This is a genomic window from Aquibaculum arenosum (assembly GCF_029222965.1).
GTDB classification, from domain to species: domain Bacteria; phylum Pseudomonadota; class Alphaproteobacteria; order Kiloniellales; family DSM-21159; genus Aquibaculum; species Aquibaculum arenosum.
On the sequence record NZ_JARHUD010000001.1, the window covers coordinates 53,002 to 71,284 of the forward strand.

Annotated in this window: 17 protein-coding genes and 1 tRNA gene; 14 read left to right on the plus strand and 4 right to left on the minus strand. The window is 66.3% G+C overall.

Annotation, left to right across the window (positions count from 1 at the left end):
• The first annotated feature begins 104 nt into the window (after nt 1–104).
• The 3 genes from P2G67_RS00205 (at nt 105) to P2G67_RS00215 (ending at nt 1,442) form a co-directional block, all read left to right on the plus strand.
• Complete coding sequence (locus P2G67_RS00205; RefSeq protein ID WP_275818858.1) at nt 105–482, plus strand: NADH:ubiquinone oxidoreductase subunit NDUFA12; 378 nt, start codon at nt 105–107, stop codon at nt 480–482.
• 65 nt (nt 483–547) lie between these two features.
• On the plus strand, nt 548–1,042 hold the full coding sequence (mlaD, locus tag P2G67_RS00210) for an outer membrane lipid asymmetry maintenance protein MlaD (RefSeq protein ID WP_275818860.1): 495 nt from the start codon (nt 548–550) through the stop codon (nt 1,040–1,042).
• Nucleotides 1,029–1,442: a DUF2155 domain-containing protein gene (locus tag P2G67_RS00215; protein WP_275818862.1), complete on the plus strand. Its 414-nt coding sequence runs from the start codon at nt 1,029–1,031 to the stop codon at nt 1,440–1,442. The genes mlaD and P2G67_RS00215 overlap by 14 nt, the downstream gene beginning before the upstream one ends.
• Here P2G67_RS00215 and P2G67_RS00220 read toward each other — a convergent pair.
• Complete coding sequence (locus tag P2G67_RS00220) at nt 1,435–2,628, minus strand: pyridoxal phosphate-dependent aminotransferase (protein ID WP_275818864.1); 1,194 nt, start codon at nt 2,626–2,628, stop codon at nt 1,435–1,437. The two genes, P2G67_RS00215 and P2G67_RS00220, sit on opposite strands and share 8 nt — an antisense overlap.
• A 419-nt stretch (nt 2,629–3,047) precedes the next feature.
• Here P2G67_RS00220 and P2G67_RS00225 point away from each other — a divergent pair, with 419 nt between their 5' ends.
• The 7 genes from P2G67_RS00225 (at nt 3,048) to P2G67_RS00255 (ending at nt 9,935) form a co-directional block, all read left to right on the plus strand.
• Nucleotides 3,048–3,704 carry a class I SAM-dependent DNA methyltransferase gene (locus P2G67_RS00225; protein ID WP_275818866.1) on the plus strand — a complete coding sequence of 219 codons (657 nt, stop codon included), beginning with the start codon at nt 3,048–3,050 and terminating at the stop codon, nt 3,702–3,704.
• Between the two features lie 91 nt (nt 3,705–3,795).
• Complete coding sequence (locus tag P2G67_RS00230; RefSeq protein WP_275818868.1) at nt 3,796–5,382, plus strand: ABC transporter substrate-binding protein; 1,587 nt, start codon at nt 3,796–3,798, stop codon at nt 5,380–5,382.
• Nucleotides 5,383–5,412: 30 nt separating this feature from the next.
• Entirely contained in the window at nt 5,413–6,363 is a 951-nt protein-coding gene (locus P2G67_RS00235; RefSeq protein ID WP_275818870.1) for an ABC transporter permease, read from the plus strand.
• Between the two features lie 10 nt (nt 6,364–6,373).
• Nucleotides 6,374–7,204 carry an ABC transporter permease gene (locus P2G67_RS00240; RefSeq protein ID WP_275818872.1) on the plus strand — a complete coding sequence of 277 codons (831 nt, stop codon included), beginning with the start codon at nt 6,374–6,376 and terminating at the stop codon, nt 7,202–7,204.
• Nucleotides 7,201–8,853: an ABC transporter ATP-binding protein gene (locus tag P2G67_RS00245; RefSeq protein ID WP_275818873.1), complete on the plus strand. Its 1,653-nt coding sequence runs from the start codon at nt 7,201–7,203 to the stop codon at nt 8,851–8,853. The genes P2G67_RS00240 and P2G67_RS00245 overlap by 4 nt, the downstream gene beginning before the upstream one ends.
• Before the next feature lie 24 nt (nt 8,854–8,877).
• Nucleotides 8,878–9,768, plus strand: a complete 891-nt coding sequence (locus P2G67_RS00250; protein ID WP_275818876.1) for an MBL fold metallo-hydrolase — start codon at nt 8,878–8,880, stop codon at nt 9,766–9,768.
• A gap of 91 nt (nt 9,769–9,859) precedes the next feature.
• A tRNA-Ile gene (locus P2G67_RS00255) sits at nt 9,860–9,935 on the plus strand.
• Between the two features lie 47 nt (nt 9,936–9,982).
• Here P2G67_RS00255 and P2G67_RS00260 read toward each other — a convergent pair.
• Both P2G67_RS00260 and P2G67_RS00265 read right to left on the minus strand, forming a co-directional pair.
• Complete coding sequence (locus P2G67_RS00260; RefSeq protein WP_275818878.1) at nt 9,983–10,648, minus strand: RES family NAD+ phosphorylase; 666 nt, start codon at nt 10,646–10,648, stop codon at nt 9,983–9,985.
• 55 nt (nt 10,649–10,703) lie between these two features.
• Nucleotides 10,704–11,093, minus strand: a complete 390-nt coding sequence (locus P2G67_RS00265; protein WP_275818879.1) for an antitoxin Xre/MbcA/ParS toxin-binding domain-containing protein — start codon at nt 11,091–11,093, stop codon at nt 10,704–10,706.
• Between the two features lie 274 nt (nt 11,094–11,367).
• Here P2G67_RS00265 and P2G67_RS00270 point away from each other — a divergent pair, with 274 nt between their 5' ends.
• From P2G67_RS00270 to glmS, 4 genes are all read left to right on the plus strand, one after another.
• Complete coding sequence (locus P2G67_RS00270) at nt 11,368–11,796, plus strand: FKBP-type peptidyl-prolyl cis-trans isomerase (RefSeq protein ID WP_275818881.1); 429 nt, start codon at nt 11,368–11,370, stop codon at nt 11,794–11,796.
• Between the two features lie 120 nt (nt 11,797–11,916).
• A complete protein-coding gene (locus P2G67_RS00275) occupies nt 11,917–13,356 on the plus strand; it encodes an amidase (RefSeq protein WP_275818883.1) in 1,440 nt (479 codons plus the stop codon).
• Between the two features lie 13 nt (nt 13,357–13,369).
• Nucleotides 13,370–14,725 (plus strand): bifunctional UDP-N-acetylglucosamine diphosphorylase/glucosamine-1-phosphate N-acetyltransferase GlmU, encoded by a 1,356-nt coding sequence (gene glmU / locus P2G67_RS00280; RefSeq protein ID WP_275818885.1) that lies wholly within the window; start codon nt 13,370–13,372, stop codon nt 14,723–14,725.
• Between the two features lie 7 nt (nt 14,726–14,732).
• A complete protein-coding gene (gene glmS / locus P2G67_RS00285; RefSeq protein ID WP_275818887.1) occupies nt 14,733–16,559 on the plus strand; it encodes a glutamine--fructose-6-phosphate transaminase (isomerizing) in 1,827 nt (608 codons plus the stop codon).
• Between the two features lie 14 nt (nt 16,560–16,573).
• Here glmS and P2G67_RS00290 read toward each other — a convergent pair whose 3' ends face one another.
• Nucleotides 16,574–18,283: an ABC transporter permease gene (locus P2G67_RS00290; protein ID WP_275818888.1), complete on the minus strand. Its 1,710-nt coding sequence runs from the start codon at nt 18,281–18,283 to the stop codon at nt 16,574–16,576.

Below are 18,283 nucleotides of genomic sequence, written 5' to 3' on the forward strand. Positions count from 1 at the left end.
GCAATGCCGGCCCTGGCGGGTCTGGACGCCGCGGCCGGGCGGTGCAATAGTCCGGCTCCAAAGGGCGCTGCTCTGCGGCGCGCGGGCAATGGCTTCGGATAGGCATGAGCAACAGCATCGTAACGCGACTCTTCACCTGGCTGCACGGCGAGAAAGTTGGTCGTGATGGCGAGGGCAACATCTACTATCGCGCCAAGGGCGGCGGGCACACGCACAAGGATTCCTTGCGCCGTGAGCGGCGCTGGGTTGTCTATGCCGGCGAGGTTGAGGCAAGTCGTGTGCCGCCGGAGTGGCATGCCTGGTTGCATCACACCACCGACGAGTTTCCGCCCGAGGGAGGCGTGCCGCAGCGCCCCTGGATGCGCGCGCACAGCCCCAACCGCACCGGTTCGGATCTGGCCTATCGGCCGCCGGGGCACACCCTGCGCGGCGGCCATCGGCCGCGCACCGGCGGCGACTACGAGGCCTGGACCCCGGAGTGACGCCTGTGCACTGGCTTTGCCCGCAGGCTCCCTGGATGCCATGCAGCTGCGAGGTTTGAGCGGCCATGCGTAAGCACGTCTTTGAAACCGTCCTGGGCGCTGTCGTTCTCCTGGTGGCGGTGGGTTTCATCATCTTCGCCTATTCGGCGACGGACATCGGCGGTTCCAACAACAACGGCTACGAGGTCAGCGCCGCCTTCGACGATGCCAGCGGCGTGCGCAACGGCACCGAGGTGCGCATGAGCGGGGTGCGGATCGGTTCGGTGCTGCGCTACGAACTGGACCCCGATACCTTCGATGCCGTGGTCACCTTCTCCATCAATGATCGGGTCAAGCTGCCCAGTGACACCTCGGCACGAATCCTGCCTGACGGCCTGCTGGGCGGCACCTACGTCTCGCTGACTCCTGGTGGCGAACTCGAGGAGATCGAGCCCGGCGGGCGCATCGCTTACACCCAGGGCTCCATCAACCTCATGGATCTGCTGGGCCGTTTCGTCTTCAGTGGCGATGGCGGCGGCGGCTCGGGAGACACGGAAGAGGATTCCGATGGTCCCTGGTAGTCGGCTGATCGCCACTGGCCTGTTTGTCCTGTCGGTGGCCGTGGCAGCAGGAGCGACATCTTCGGCCCTGGCGCAGGAGCGTAGCCCCGGTGCCCCCCATGGCACGGCCGTGATGCAGGGGCTCGACAAGGTGACAGCGCGCATCTCCTCCTTTGAACTCAAGCTCAACGAGCCCAACGACTTCGGCTCGTTGCGTTTGGTGCTGCACGCCTGCTGGAAGACTCCGCCGGAGGAACCCCCGGAATCCGCAGCCTTCCTGGAGATACGTGAAGTCGACCCCGACGGTCCCGACCGGCGGGTTTTCAATGGCTGGATGTACGCCTCCTCGCCCGCCATTAACCCCCTGGAACACGGCGTCTATGACGTCTGGGTCTTGGACTGCGAGGAGCCGCTCAGTTAGCGGCGTCCTGCTCGGCGGCCACCGTGGTCGCCAGGGCGACAATCCGGCGGCAGGCCTCGGCAAGCACCTCTTCCGACGCGGTGAGACTGAGGCGCAGATGGCCCGCGGCCGCGGCGCCGAAGCCCTCTCCCGGCAGCACGGAAACGGCGTAGCGATCCAGCAGCGCCTGGGCGAAGGCCTGGGCGCCCAGGCCGGTGCCGCGCACATCGATCATCACGAACATGCCGCCTTCCGGCTTGCGGGCCAGCAGCCCCGGCGCAGCGGCCAGCGCGTCGCAGATCAGGTCGCGCCGCGCGCGATAGCGTGCGCGCATGGCGGCCAGATCTTCGCCCGCAGCCTCCAGGGCATGGCGTGCCGCGTCCTGTACGAAGCCGGGCAGGCCGTAAAGCGAGCAGAGCAGCAAATTGTGCGCATGGGCGGCCAGCCCCGAGGGGGCAATCATCCAGCCGGCACGCCATCCCGGCATGGAGTGAGACTTGGAGAGACTGGAGACCACCACCGTTCGCTCCGCCATGCCCGGCAGGGCGCAGGGACTGATATGCTCGCCCTCGAAGGTGAGCGCGGCATAGACCTCATCGCAGACCAGCCAAAGGTTGTGCTCGCGACAGATCTCGGCGATGGCTTCCAATTCCGCCCGGGTAAAAACAGCCCCCGTGGGGTTGTGCGGCGTGTTGATGTAGATCGCCCGGGTGCGTTCGGTGACCGCAGCCGCGATGGCGGCCGGGTCGGGATGAAAGCCCTTCTCCGCTGCGCTGGGGATCGTCACCGCGCGGGCGCCGGTGGTGGCGAAGACCGCTTCATAGGTGACGTACATCGGCACCGGCACGATCACTTCATCGCCCGGGGCCAGCAAGCAGAGCGCGGAGAGGAACAGGCCGTTCTGCGCGCCGGCCGTGACCACGACCTCGGCGGGATCGATCGCCAGACCGGTAAGTCTTTCATGCCAGCGGGCAATGGCCGCGCGCAGCTCCGGCTCGCCGTTGATCGGGGTGTAGCGGGTGCGTCCGGCCTGCAGCGACTCGATTGCGCGCTCGACGATGGGCTGCGGTGTGCGAAAGTCCGGGTCGCCGACGCTGAGCAGGATCACCTCCTCGCCCCGGCGTTGGCGCTCCACCGCCTGGAAATGGATGTCCCAGGCGCGTGAACCTTCACCGGCAATGCGGTCGACCAGGGGGGAAAAGCGCATAGAGTCACACTCCGAGAACGGGCCTTTTGGCAAGACGGCGGGCACGCTGCCCGAAGGCAGAGCCTTTGCCAAGAGGTGTCGCTTTTCCGGCAGCAACTTGTCTGATAGAGACAGGGTGACCGGTGAATGGGTCAAGGTGTCACAGGAGGAGCGTGCCAAGATTCTGCCCCAGTCAAGCTGAAGACCCCAAGCTGAAGACCCCAAGCTGAAGTCCCAAGACACAGTGAGCGGGGAGCGGTGGGTCCGTGCGGCCTGCGAGAGGCGCCCGCGGGGGTGCTTTGTGCAATGGGCAGCGACAGCGCGACGCGCCGACCCCTCCGGCTCCATCCTGAAACCGTTGCCATCCCGACAGGGGGCTCGCGGGGTGCACGGGGCGAAGGGGCAACAGCGGAACCGAAAGGGAGCGACAAGCAACACGCATGAGCAAGAACGAGAACGCCGATCGCGAGCGCCAGGAATGGCTAGCCAAGGTCTATGAAGCCGGCGGCGATACGCGCCTGCTTGCCGAGCATTACGATGCCTGGGCGGCGCGCTATGACGACGACATGGTCCATCTCGGCTACACCAATCCGGCCCTGACCGTCGGTCTCGCCGGGCGCTTCATTCAGGAGCCGGCCGCCCGCCTGCTCGATGCCGGGGCCGGCACAGGCATCATCGGCCGCCTGCTGTCCCTGCTCGGCTACGAAAACATCGTGGCCATGGACCTGTCTCAGGGCATGCTCGATCGGGCGCGGGAACTGGGAGTGTACCGGGAGCTCCACAGCATGGACATGGGTAAGCGGCTCGGATTCGAGGATGATTGCTTTGATGGCTGCACGGCCATCGGCGTGCTCACCGTTGGCCATGCACCGCCTGCCGCTCTTGACGAGCTTGTGCGGGTGGTCCGTCCGGGCGGCGTGCTGATCTTCTCCGTCACCGACAAAGCCTTCGAGAGTGGTTTCGGCGCCAAGATGCAGGCACTGGCCGATGCCGGTCGGTGGCAGCATGTGGCCGAGAGCAAGCCATACATTCCCTTGCCCGGCGCCATGGGCGAAAGGGGTCACGGATCTCGCATGTTCGTGTATCGTGTAGCGTAACAGCGCCGTCTGCGGCACAGTGAAGCCGGAGCCGAAGCTGGACAGCGCGAGATCCGGCGGCCGCGGGCGATAACAGGGAGAGCCAGACACAATGAACGAATTCGACTATCAGAAGCACCTGCTCGAACTCGGGCGCGTTTCCCGCCGCCAGTTCATCCACCGCACCGCGGCCCTGGGCGCCTCGGCCGCGCTGATCGGCACGGCTCTGTCTCGGCCGGCCTGGGCCAATGAACCGGTGAAGGGCGGGACGCTGAAGTTCGGCATGGGCGGCGGTTCGACCACCGACTCCATGAACCCCTCGACCGCAACCGATTCGGTGGCGATCTCCCAGGTGCACACCACCTACAACCATCTGGTTGAGCTCAACTCAAACCGCGAGGCGATCCCGGAACTGGCCTTATCCTGGGAGCCCAGCTCGGACGCCGTGACCTGGGCCTTCAAGCTGCGCAAGGACGTGGAGTTCCACAACGGCAAGACCATGGACGCTCACGACGTGGTCTACTCGATCCAGCGCCACATGGGCCCCGATGCCCAGACTGCCGCCAGTGGTGTGGTCGCCGGCATCGAAGAGGTGCGCGCCGATGGGTCGGACACCGTCATCATCACGCTCAAGGGCGGCAACGCCGATCTGCCCTACCTGATGGCGGATTATCACCTGGCAATCGTGCCGGACGGCTTCGATGACTGGGCCAATGCAGTGGGCACCGGCCCCTACATGGTGGAGCACTACGAGGCCGGCGTTGAATCCAAGCACGTGCGCAATCCCAACTACTGGAAGGAGGGGCGCGCGCATGCCGATGCGGTGGAGTACACCGTCATCAACGACGCCACCGCTCGCTCCGCAGCGCTGACGTCCGGGCAGGTCTCAGTGATCAACCGCATTTCCAAGCGCACGGTCGATCTCATGAAGCGCAACCAGGCGCTGGAGATCCTCAACTCGCCGGCGGGTCAGCACTACACCCTGCCGATGCACACGCAGGAAGGGCCGCTGACCGATCCCAATCTTCGGCTCGCCCTCAAGCACGCCATCGACCGCGAGGCGCTGGTCAACACCCTGCTGTCCGGTTACGGCCGGGCTGGCAACGACCATCCCATTCCCGATTTCGACCAGTACTTCGACAGCTCCATGGCGCAGCGCGCTTACGATCCGGATCGGGCGAAGCACTATCTGCGCGAGGCGGGCGTGGAGGATTTCACCATTCAGCTCCACACCTCCGAGGCCGCCTTCCCCGAGGCGGTGGACACCGCCCAGATGTATCAGGAGGCGGCGCGCGCCGCCGGCATCAACCTGGAGTTGGTGCGTGCGCCGGCCGACGGCTACTGGTCGGACATCTGGCTCAACGTGCCCTTCTGCATGTCCTACTGGGGCGGCCGCGCCACCCCAGACATGATGTACTCCATCGCCTACACCTGTGGTGCTGCCTGGAATGAGACGCACTACTGCAGTGATGAGTTCGACCAGCTGGTCCGCGAGGCGCGTGCCGAACTGGATCAGGCGCGCCGCAAGGAACTCTATGCCCGGGCGCAGGAACTGGTGCACATGGAGGGGGGCAACATCATCCCCATGTTCGCCGACTACGTCGACGGCTACCGCCGGGACGAGGTGGGGGGCTATGAGGAAGACTTTGTCTTCGAGATGGTCGGCCACCGCGGCGCCGAACGTCTCTGGGCGCTGTAAACCGTCACGTAACGGACGGGGCTCCCACCCGTGATCCTGTCACTCGTTGCCAAGCGCCTGGCGCTGGGCGTCCTGACTCTGTGGCTCGTCTCCCTGCTGATCTTCGCCATTACGGAGATCCTGCCGGGAGACGTGGCCACGGCCATTCTCGGACAGGCCGCCACCCCGGAAACGGTGGCGGCCATCCGCAATCAACTCGGCCTGAACGAGCCGGCCTGGTGGCGCTATCTGCAATGGCTCACCGGGGCGATCCAGGGCGATTTCGGAATCTCGCTGGCCAATCAACGGCCTGTGGCGCCGCAAATTCTGGGCCGACTTGAGAACACGCTTTTCCTGGCCTCGGTTGCGGCGGTGATCGCAGTGCCGCTGGCGATCAGCCTCGGTTTGATCGCGGCCATCAAGCAGCACTCGCTGCTGGACCGGACCATATCCCTCACCACGCTTGCCTCGATCTCGGTGCCGGAATTTTTCATCGCCTACCTGCTAATTTTCTTTTTGGCGGTTCAGGCGGGCTGGTTTCCCTCCATGGCGCGCTTCGATGCCGACATGGGCTTCCTGGAGCAGTTGGGCGTGATCGTCCTGCCGGCTTTGACCCTGGTGCTGGTGGTGCTGGCGCATATGATGCGCATGACCCGCGCCACGGTGCTGAACGTCATGGCGCAGCCCTTCGTGGAGATGGCGGAGCTCAAGGGCGTGCCCAAGTGGCGCATCGTGGTGCAGCACGCGCTGCCCAATGCGCTGGCGCCGATCATCAACGTCGTCGCCCTCAACCTTGCCTACCTGGTGGTGGGGGTGATCGTGGTCGAGGTCGTCTTTGTCTATCCGGGACTGGGACAGTTCATGGTCGATGCCGTCGCACGGCGCGACATTCCGACCGTACAGGCCTGCGGCCTGATCTTCGCGGCGGTCTACGTCACCCTCAACATGCTGGCAGACATCGGGGCCATCCTGGCCAATCCGCGTCTGCGGCATCCGCGATAGGGGGCGGGGCATGCGCGTATCGGGACACCGACTTTCCATCGCCGCCCTGGTTGGGCTGGCCATCATTTTCGTCAATGTGGCAGCCGCCGTGCTGGCACCCTGGATTGCCCCCTACAGCCCGACCTCGACGGTGGGCAGTGTCTGGCTGCCGCCCGGCGAGGAAGGCTTCCTGCTGGGCACTGACCAGAACGGTCGCGATATGCTGACGCGCATGCTTTACGGCGCGCGCACCTCCATCGGCATCGCGCTCACCGCGACGATCCTCTCCTTCCTGTTAGGCTCAGTGCTGGGCTTCCTGGCGGCGACGGTGGGCGGATGGCTCGACCAGCTCTTGAGCCGCATCGTCGATACGCTGATGGCGATCCCGGTGCTGATCCTGGCCCTGCTGGTGCTGACCGCGCTCGGCAGTTCCATTCCGGTGCTGATCGGGGTCATCGCCGTGCTGGACTCGACCCGGGTCTTTCGCTTGTCGCGCGCCGTGGGAATGGACATCGCGGTGATGGAGTACGTGGAGGCTGCGCGGCTGCGCGGGGAGGGGCTCTGGTGGATCATTCGCCGGGAGATCCTGCCCAACGCGCTGCCGCCGCTGATCGCTGAGTTCGGTCTGCGCTTTTGCTTTGCCTTCCTATTAATTTCCTCGCTCTCCTTTCTCGGTCTTGGCGTGCAGCCGCCCTTTGCCGACTGGGGCGGCATGGTGCGCGACAACGCCCAGGCGCTGGAGTTCGGTCTTTCCGCACCGCTGATTCCGGCCGCCGGCATCGCGGTGCTCACCATCGGAGTGAATCTGGTGGTGGACTGGATGCTGGGCCTGCAGGGCCGCACCATGGAGGATAGCCGATGAGCGCCGCGACGCCGTCCAAGAGCGGACCGCTCCTGACCATGCGCGGCCTGCACATCGAAGCCACCGGCTTCGACGGACACCCCATCATCATTGTCGATGGCATCGACCTCGATCTGGAGCGTGGTCAGGTGTTGGGCCTGATCGGCGAATCCGGAGCGGGCAAGTCGACGATTGCCCTTGCGGCCATGGGCTACACCCGCGGCGGGGCACGCATCACCGGCGGCGACATCGTCTTCGATGGCCGCAATGTGCTGGAAATGCCGTATCACCAGCGGCGCAAGCTGCGCGGCGACCGCATCTCTTATGTGGCGCAGTCGGCGGCTGCCTCCTTCAATCCGGCCAAGACCTTGATGCACCAGATCATCGAGGCGCCGGTGCTGCACGGGGTGATGAGCGCGGAAGAGGCGAGCCAGCGGGCAGTCGATCTCTTCCATCGCCTGAAGGTGCCGGATCCGGACACCTTCGGCCGGCGCTATCCCCATCAGGTTTCCGGCGGGCAGTTGCAGCGCGCCATGACTGCCATGGCGATGGTCTGCGAACCCGACGTCTTGATACTGGACGAGCCCACCACCGCCCTGGATGTCACCACCCAGATCGAGGTGCTGGCGGCGGTGCGTGACGTGATGCGCGAGTTCGGCACGGCGGGGCTCTACATCACCCACGATCTGGCCGTCGTGGCGCAGATCTCTGACCGCATCATGGTCCTGCGCGATGGCCGAACGGTCGAGGTTGGAGAAACCCAACAGATCCTGGAAGCGCCGCGGGAAACCTACACCCGGGACCTGGTCGCGGCCCGGCGGTTTCATGTGAAGGCCGGCGAGGGGGGAAGCGAAACGCCGCAAGCGCTGCTGGAAGCGCGCGGCATCGACGCCGGCTATGGCAGCGTCAAGGTGCTCAAAGGCGTGGACGTGGCGGTCCACCCGCGCGAGACCGTGGCCGTGGTGGGCGAGTCCGGCAGCGGCAAGTCGACGCTGGCCCGGGTGGTCACCGGCCTGCTGCCGCCGACGCGTGGTCAGGTACTTTTTCAGGGCGAGGCGCTGCCCCCGGCGCTGGGGCAGCGCAGCCGCGAGCAGCTTCGGCGTATCCAGATGATCTATCAGATGCCTGACGTCGCCTTGAACCCGCGCCACCGCGTCTACGACACCCTGGCCCGGCCGCTGCAGTTCTATCACGGCCTGCGCGGCAAGGAGCTGCGCGAGGAGGTGAACCGGCTGCTCGATGACATCGAGCTGGGCGGGGACTATGCCCAGCGCTTTCCCGGCGAGCTCTCCGGCGGGCAGAAGCAGCGGGTCTGCATTGCCCGGGCGCTGGCCGCCCGGCCCGACGTGGTGATCTGTGACGAGCCCACCTCGGCCCTGGATCAGCTGGTCGCGGAATCCATCCTGGAACTGCTGCAGCGCCTCCAGGACGAACGCGGACTGGCCTATCTCTTCATCACCCACGACCTGGGCCTGGTAAAGGCCATCGCGGATCGCGTGGTGGTGATGAAGAGCGGCGAGGTGGTGCAGCAGGGGCCCAAGGCGGAGGTCTTCAGCCCGCCAGCGCACCCCTACACCGAACTGCTGCTGGCCTCCGTGCCGGAAATGCGGGTTGACTGGCTGGACGATGTGCTGGAGACCCGGGCCGGACAGGAGCTGGCGGAGCGCTAGCGTTCCTCTCGGCAGGAGAACTCCATGCAGCTTACCCTTCTCGGCACCGGCTGTCCGGTGGTCAGCCTTGAGCGCTACGGCCCGGCGCAGCTCATCCGGCATGACAGCCGCGCGGTGCTGGTGGATTGCGGCTCGGGCGTCACGCAGCGGCTGCTGGCGGCGGGCTGCCCCGGGCGCGACCTTGATGCCGTGCTGCTCACCCACCTGCACAGTGATCACCTGGTCGATCTCTATCAGCTCATCGTCTCCGCCTGGCACCAGGGCCGCGCGCGGCCGCAGCAGGTCTACGGCCCGCCCGGCACCCGGACCTATGTCGAGGGGCTGATGGCGCTCTGGCGCCAGGAATTGACCCAGCGCATCGCCCATGAGAAGCGCCCCTCGACCGAAGCGCTCGAGGTCGAGGTGACCGAGATCACGCCCGACTGGCGCCTGGCGCTGGGCGGGCTGGAGATCGAAGCGGTGGAGGTGGACCACCGGCCGGTGCGCCATGCCTTCGGCTTTGCCTTTGCCGCCGAAGGGCGGCGGCTGGTGCTTTCGGGCGATACCCGGCCCTGTCCGGGCCTGGAGGCGGCGGCCAGGGGCGCGGACCTGCTGCTCAACGAAGTCTTCGTACACCGGGAGATGCCGGTGATCGAGGGCGTGCGTTCGGCCGAGACGGTGGAGAATGTCGGCGCCTATCACACGCTGTCCTGCGAGGTCGGCAAGCTGGCCGCGCGCGCCGGTGTGGGCTGCCTGGCACTCACCCACTTCGTGCCGCCGGCCTGCGACCGCGCCGCCCTGCTGGCAGAGGTGCGTCAGGACTTCACCGGGCCGGTGATCGTGGGCGAGGATTTGATGACCTTCGACCTCACGGCTGGAACGCTCACCTACGGCCAGGCCCACCTCAGCCTGCCGCTGGAGCGCGCAAGCGCCTGACCACAACTCTGCGACGCCGCTCCACGCCTTGACGCAGCGCCTTGACGCAGCCCTGCCGCTGCGCAGAATGCGCCGCACCCGCCATGCGGAGGGGCCCGTAGTTCAGTGGTCAGAACGCGCCGCTCATAACGGTGTTGTCGCAGGTTCGAATCCTGCCGGGCCCACCAATGATTGCATATGACGGAATATATACTTGTTAAAGTAGAATGGCGGGTTAGGGCCTGAGCGCATCCAGTCGGCTGTCGCCGGCGAAATCATCGAGGCGGTACTCGCGCTGGACCTTGGGCCATTCGCACCAGGCCTGGATCAAGCCGCTCCGAATGAACAGATGCCAAGTCTGAAAGTTGAGCGGCTCGCGACTGGACAAGGCGCGCGGCGTGAGGAGGGCCATGTTGCGTCCAGCCTGTTCCGGATCGCGCACGGACTCATAACGAATGGCTTCAAGACCTGAGGTTCGCGCACTGTCAGCGAAGGCTTGGCAGGGGCTGTAGTCTTCCTTCTCGCGCCAGATATGGGCGTAGGACGCGAGGCGCCCAGTGGTGAGATCGACGCAGAATGCGGTGCTGCCCCGCACGCTGAAGGCGCTGTACTCCGCAGGCCCCTGCGGCAAGCGAGTGCCCGGAGCCTCGGCCAGGAAGAGAAAGCGGTAGAAAGCCATCTCGGCCACCGCTGTGGTCACGGCTTCGGCGGCATAGAAGGCGCCATCGCGTTGATGAGCGCGGCGAAAGCGGGAGCCCCAGGGATAGGGAGCGTAGCGGAAGGGTGCGGCCAGCAGCGGATGAAGGCCCGCGCATTCAGGAGGCAGGGGAGGCTTGACAACCTCGATCTCCTCTTCAAGCAGAGCTTGATCGTCCAGGCTTTCCGTGAGGCTGAGGGTCACAACCCGGTGCTGTCCCTCGACTAGGCGCCAGACCTCTGCCGACCATGGTACCGCGTCAGAGGGGAGCGCGTCGGGAATCGACATAGTTGATCACACTCACCAGACCCGTAACGCTGCCGATCATCTCGATCGGTTTGTTGCCCAAAGCCAGATTGGGCGACCGCATCCATGACCGCATCGCCTCGTCGTCGTTCAGAATGGCGTTCAGGCTTCTGAACAAGCGCAGCAACAGGACCGCCAACTCATAGGGCTTGGTCCCCTTCGAGAGCCTATAGCTATCGGCCCGCAGGCGCGAAGCCGTGGCATCGGAAACCCCAATGACCCGGGCTAAGAGGGCATTAGAGAGTCCAAGCCGCTCAGCGGCCCGCACAACGGCCTGGGAGACCACGCGCGAGCGATCTTCGTCACTGACCTTTTTTTCATCAAAGGCACGCTCAGGTGTCACGTCCCTTCTCCTGGAAAATAGAGCAATTGATCATTCTACAGAAATGTAAGTGCAGCCTCGAATCAATGCAAGCTGGCAGTTCAGCCATTTCTGCGAGCGACCGGAAGCGATTTCCGCTTCGAGCAGTTGCGCAGTCGCAAAGCCAGGTTTCGGACTTCGGTGTAGCGGTCCCGTCCCGATTCTTTTGCTCGCCAGGGGTGGCGTCGGCGGGGTGTGGTCCTTAGGTTGGGAGGACGCCCGAGCGAGCGATACTTGAAGCAAAGGAACAGAGATTATGAGCGCAGCGAAGCAGGGCGATACCGTCCGCGTGCACTACAACGGCACCCTGAAGAACGGGACCCAGTTCGATTCCTCCCGCGAGGCCGAGCCCCTGGAGTTCAAGATCGGTGAGGGACGGATCATTCCCGGATTCGAGTCTGCGGTCGTGGGCATGGCGCCCGGCGACAGCAAGAAGGTGGAGATTCCTTCCAACGAGGCCTATGGCCCGCGCCGCGAGGAACTGACCCAGGAGGTGGATCGCAGCCGGCTGCCGTCCGATCTCGAGGTGCAGCAGGGCATGCAGCTTCAGGCCACCGGCCCGAACGAGCAGCCGCTCGTGGTGACCGTGGCCGAGGTGAAGCCCGAAAGCGTGGTGCTGGACGCCAATCATCCCCTGGCCGGGGAAGACCTCACCTTCGATATCGAACTGGTCGAGGTGGTGTGATTCTTGGGTGCCGCCGCCCACTTTGGGCGGCGTCTGCCTGACTCTTTCTCCCCCTTGGCGTAAGGGGGGAGAAGCGGCTAGGTTGCGCTGACTTCAAGACAGCGCAAAAGGCTAGCCCACATGACCGAACTCTGCGATCTCCCGGCCGTCGACCTCGTGAACAAAATCGCTGGCCGGGAGGTATCTCCCGTGGAGCTTCTGGACTCCTGCCTCTCGCGCATCGACGCGGTCAATCCGAGCCTCAATGCCATCGTGGCGCAGGACGTCGAGGCGGCGCGCCGCGGTGCGCTGGCGGCGGAGAAGGCGGTGAAGGAAGGTGAAAGCCTTGGCCTGCTGCACGGCCTGCCCGTGGGCATCAAGGATCTGAACGAGACCGCGGGCCTGCGCACCACCTATGGCTCAGAGCTCTTTGCCGAGAACGTGCCGGCGCAGGATGCACTGAATGTTGCACGGGTACGCGAGGCCGGCGGCCTGCCCTGGTTCAAGACCAACACGCCGGAGTTCGGCGCCGGCGCCAACACCCGCAACGCGGTCTATGGCGCCACCGGCAACCCCTTTGACCCGGCATTGACCTGCGCCGGCTCCTCCGGCGGATCGGCAGTGGCGCTGGCCACCTCCATGCTGCCGCTCTGCAATGGCTCCGACCTCGGCGGCAGCCTGCGCAGCCCGGCAGCCTACTGTGGCATCGTGGGTCTGCGGCCCACGGCGGGGCTGGTGCCCAAGGAAGGCTCCTTGACCGCCTACTCGCCGCTGTCGGTCGAGGGGCCCATGGGCCGCAGCGTCTCAGACCTCGCCCTGCTGCTGGCCGCCATGGCCGGCGAAGACCCCCGTGATCCCCTGTCCCGTCCGATCGACCGTGACGCGCTGGCCCGGCCGCAGGCCGCCGACCTCTCAGGTCTTAGCGTCGCCTTCTCTGAGGATCTGGGCTTCGCCCCCATCGACGAGCAGGTGCGCAAGCTCTTCCGCGAGCGCAGTGGCGCCTTCCGGCATCTCTTCCGTGACGCCATGGACCGCGATCCGGAAATGGGCGAGAACCCGGATCGCGTTTTCGAGGTGCTGCGCGGCGTCGGCTTCCTGGCGGCGCATCTGGAGAAGGTGCGCAAGACGCCGGAGAAGGTCGGCCCCAATGTGACCGCCAACGTCGAACTCGGCCTGACCTACAGTGCAGAGGACGTGGCCTGGGCACAGACCCGGCACAGCGACATCTTCCGCCGTTTCCTGGCGATGATGGACGAGGTGGATGTGCTCATTACCCCGGCGGCCTCGGTTCAGCCTTTCGACAAGAATGAGTGGTACCCCCGCGAGATCAATGGCAAGCCGCTGCAGAGCTATATTAACTGGGTGGCCATCGCCTATGGCCTGACGCTGACCGGCCATCCCGTGCTCTGCCTGCCGTGCGGCACCGACGAGAACGGACTGCCCTTCGGCATCCAGGTGGTGGGGCGGCGTTTCGAGGAGGCGAAGCTGCTGTCGGTCGGCCTCGCCCTGGAGCAGGCGCTGGGCGGCATTGCCGGCTGTGCCCGGCCGCTGCCGAATCTCGCGCGCCTCTCCGCGGCCTGAAGGAGTCTGCCCCGTGAGCACTGCGCTGGTCGTCGTCGTTCTGGCGGCAGGCAAGGGGACGCGCATGCGCTCCAGCCTGCCCAAAGTCCTCCATGCGGTTGCCGGCCGGCCCATGGTGCAGCACGTGCTGGAAGCCGCCGCTGCCCTGGAGCCGGCCGGCAGCGTGGTGGTGATCGGCCCAGAGGGCGAGGCCATCGCGGAGGCGGTGCGGCCCTATCCCGTGGCGGTGCAGCGCGAGCAGCTCGGCACCGCCGACGCCCTCAAGGCAGCGCGTGACCAGGCCCTGCCACTGCTGGGCGATGGCGGGGACGTGCTGGTGCTCTATGGCGACGGTCCGCTGATCACCCCGGAGACGCTGCAGCGCATGCGCGCTGCGCGGCAGCAGGCACCGGCGCCCGACTTTGTCTGGCTGGGTTTCCGGCCGCCCGATCCCACCGGCTACGGAAGGATGCTGCTCGATGAAGAACAGCGTCTGACCGCCATCGTCGAGGAGAAGGACGCCAGCGAGGAGGAGCGCCGGGTTGACCTCTGCTGGGGTGGGCTATTGCTGGGCGACGGGCCGGCGCTCTTCCGCCTACTGGAGCAAATCGACAACAACAACGCCAAGGGCGAGTACTATCTCACCTCCCTGGTCGCACTCGCCGCCGACGAGGGCCTGCGAGCCGGCGTGGTGGAGTGCGATGCCGAAGAGGTGCGTGGCGTGAATTCCCGCGCGGAGTTGGCCGAGGCGGAAGCGATCCTGCAGCGTCGCCTGCGCCGCCGGGCCATGGACGCCGGCGTCACGCTGATCGCACCGGAAACGGTGCAGTTTTGCTGGGACACGGAGCTCGCGCCCGACGTCGTGGTGGAGCCGCATGTGGTCTTCGGGCCAGGCGTGCGAGTGGGGGTCGGGGCGCAGATTCTCGGCTTTTCCCATCTGGAAGGCGCGCTGGTCGAGGCCGGCGCGCGCATCGGGCCCTTTGCCCGCCTGCGGCCCGGCACCCGGATCGGTCCGGAGGCCCGGGTGGGCAACTTCGTGGAGATCAAGGCCACCAGTCTCGGCGCCAAGGCCAAGGCCAACCACCTGAGCTACGTCGGCGACGCCGAGGTCGGGGCCGGGGCCAACATCGGGGCCGGCACCATCACCTGCAACTACGACGGCGTCTCCAAGCACCGCACCGTGATCGGGGAGGGCGCCTTTATCGGCTCCAACACGGCCCTGGTGGCTCCCGTGACCATCGGTCCCGGCGCCGTCATCGGTGCCGGCAGCACCCTGGTCGAGGCGGTGCCGGAACAGGCGCTGGCGCTGGCGCGCGCGCCGCAGACCACCAAGCCGGAGGGCGCGACGCGCCTGCGTGAACGGCAGAAGAAGCAACGGACAGAGGAGTAGCGGCGGCATGTGCGGCATCATCGGCATTCTCGGCACCAATCCCGTGGCACCGCTGCTGCTCGAAGCGCTCAAGCGGCTCGAGTATCGCGGCTATGATTCCGCCGGCGTGGCCAGCCTGGTCAATGGCACCATCGAGCGTCGCCGGGCCGAGGGCAAGATCGTGCGCTTGGTGGAGCGGGTGGAGCGCGAGCCCCTGGGCGGCGTGGTCGGAATCGGCCACACCCGCTGGGCGACCCACGGCCGGCCCAATGAGGTCAATGCCCATCCGCATGCCAACGAGCGGCTGGCGCTGGTGCACAACGGCATCATCGAGAACCACCGCGAACTGCGCAGTGAGCTGGAGGCCGCGGGCTACGGCTTCGAGACCGAGACCGACACGGAAACCGTGGTCCATCTGGTCGACCGCAATCTCAAACAGGGCCTGGCGCCGGCTCAAGCGGTGAGTCGCGCGCTGCAGCGGCTGGAGGGCGCCTTTGCCTTCGCCATGATCTTTGCCGGCCATCACAACCTGATGATCGGGGCACGGCGCGGCAGCCCCTTGGCGGTGGGATACGGCGACGAAGGCGCGCTCTATCTCGGCTCTGACGCCCTGGCCCTGGCGCCGCTGACCGATCGCATCTGCTACCTGGAGGAAGGGGATTGGGTCGTCTTGCAGGACGGCAAGGCCGAGATTTTCGATGCCGAAGACCGACCGGTGGACCGCCCGATCGTGCGCACGGCTCTGTCGGGTGCGGCCATTGGCAAGGGCAACTTCCGCCACTTCATGCAGAAGGAAATCCACGAGCAGCCGGCTGTGATCGGCGACACGCTGCACAGCTACGTGAATCTGCAAACCCGCGCCGTCACCCTCCCGGAGATGCCGCTGGACTTCGCCGCCCTGCCACGATTGACCATCTCCGCCTGCGGCACGGCTTTCTATGCCGGCTTCGTGGCTAAGTATTGGTTCGAGCAGATCGCCCGCCTGCCGGTGGAGGTCGACATCGCCAGCGAGTTCCGCTATCGCGAGGCCCCCATGCCCGAGGGCGGGGCTGCGCTCTTCATCTCCCAGTCCGGCGAGACCATCGATACCCTGGCCGCGCTTCGCTATGCCCGCAGTCAGAAACAGACCATCCTCTCCATCGTCAATCAGCCGGAAAGCGTGATCGGGCGGGAATCCGACCTGGTGCTGCCGACCCTGGCGGGGCCGGAGATCGGGGTGGCCTCCACCAAGGCCTTCACCACCCAGCTCACCGTCCTGGCCTGCCTGGCGCTGGCGGCGGCGCGGGCGCGCGGGGCCATCGACGCGGCCGCCGAGGCCTGCCTGAGCTCGGCCATCACCGAGGTGCCGGCGGCGATCACTCAGGTGCTGGAGCATGCCGAGCCACTGGAAGCCATCGCCCATGACATTTCGGCCGTGCGCGACGTGCTGTTCCTGGGCCGCGGATCGCTCTTCCCCATCGCCCTGGAAGGGGCGCTGAAGCTGAAGGAGATCAGCTACATCCACGCGGAAGGCTACGCCGCCGGCGAGCTGAAGCACGGGCCGATTGCCCTGATCGATGAGGATGTGCCGGTGGTGATCGCCGCACCCTCCGGCCCGCTGTTCGACAAGCTGGCCAGCAATATCCAGGAGACGATTGCCCGCGGTGGCCGGGCGATCATCTTCAGCGATCGCGCCGGGTTGGAGCGGATCGGCGATGGCGCGGCCTACACCGTGGAGATGCCCACGATAGACCCCTTCGTGGCCCCGATCCTCTACTCCCTGCCCATGCAGCTCCTGGCCTACTACACCGCTGTGGCCAAGGGCACCGACGTGGATCAGCCGCGCAACCTGGCGAAGTCGGTCACGGTGGAGTAGCGCCGAAGCGCTTTTCAGTCCGGTCCTTCGCCCCCACCGGGGCGGGCCTGGGCGATGGCGCGGGAGAGCAGCAGCACCGGGATCAGGCCGACGGCCACGATCATCAGCGCCGGGGTGGCGGCCGCGCCCAGCCGTTCGTCGGCAGCGTAGTTGTGCGCCTGGACAGCCAGGGTGTCGAAGTCGAAGGGCCGCATGATGAGCGTGGCGGGCAGTTCTTTCATCACGTCGACGAAGACCAGCAGCCCGGCGGTCAGCAGCGAACTCCAGAGCAGCGGCGCGTGTACTGCCACCAGCGTCCCCGAGGGGCCGCGCCCCAGGGTGCGTGCTGCGTCGTCCATGGAGCCGCGCACCTTGGCCAACCCGGCCTCCACCGCTTGCAGGGAGACGGCCAAAAAGCGCACCAGATAAGCGAAGACCAGGGCGGCGATCCCGCCGGTGAGCAGGAGGCCGGAGGAGATGCCGAGGCTGTCCCGCAGCCAGGCGTCCAGGCTGTTGTCAAACCAGGCGAAGGGAATGAGGATGCCGACACCGATGACCGAACCGGGCACGGCATAGCCCAGGCTCGCCACGCGGCTGGCGAAGGTAGTGAGCGGTCCCGGCTGCAGGCGCGCGCCATAGGCGACCAGGATAGCGAAGCCGACTGCCAGAACCGCGGTCACGGCGCCCAGGATGAAGGTATTGAAAGCCTGGGGCAGGAAGCGGCCAACGTCGATGCCATTGTCGAGGCCCATGGAGACAAGCACGGCGGCGGGCAGCAGGAAGCCGAGGACGACCGGCAGGGCACAGATCAGGGTGCTCAGCCAGCGAGCGGTACCGCCCAGGCGCGGCTGTGGCAGGTGGCGGTAGCGAACTGAGGTGTGGTGGTAGCGTTGCGCCCCCCGGTTCCAGCGCTCCAACAGCAGGAAGAGCAGCACGATGCCGAGCAGCATGGCCGAGAGTTGGGCTGCCGTTGTGTGGTCATAGAGCGAGAACCAGGCCCGATAGATGCCGGTGGTGAAAGTCTGGACCCCGAAGTACTGCACGGTGCCGTAGTCGGCGAGCGTCTCCATCAGCGCCAGCACTGTCCCGGCGACGATGGCCGGCCGGGCCAGAGGCACGCCCACGCGCAGAAAGGTGCTCCATCCGTTGCAGCCCAGCGTGCGACTGACTTCGAGAGCGCAGACCGATTGCTGCAGGAAGGCGGCGCGGGAGAGCAGGTAGACATAGGGGTAGAGCACCAGCATCAGCATGATGCCGGCGCCCTCAACCGAGCGGATATTCGGAAACCAGTAGTCCCGCGGCGTCTGCCAGCCGAAGAGATCGCGCAGTCCGCTTTGCACCGGTCCGCTGAACTGCAGGAAATCGGTGTAGGCATAGGCCATAACGTAGGCCGGCACCGCCAGCGGCAGGATCAGCGCCCATTGCAGGATGCAGCGGCCGGGGAAACTGTACATGGTCACGAGCCAGGCCGTGCCGACGCCGATGAGCATCACGCCGCTACCAACCACCGCAACGAGGATCAGCGTGTTGACCAGATAGCGTGGCAGCACCGTGGAGGCGAGGTGCGCCATGACGTCACTGCTGGGCTGAACGACATTCCAGGCAATGGTCAGCACCGGGATCGAGAGCAGTAGGGCTACCAGGAGTGCAAGGAGCGTCAGGAGGCCCAGTCTCCGGGAACGCCGTATGGCCGCGGGGCGCGGAGGCGTGGCATCGATCCCGAGCGTGTCGGTGAGTTGGCTCAT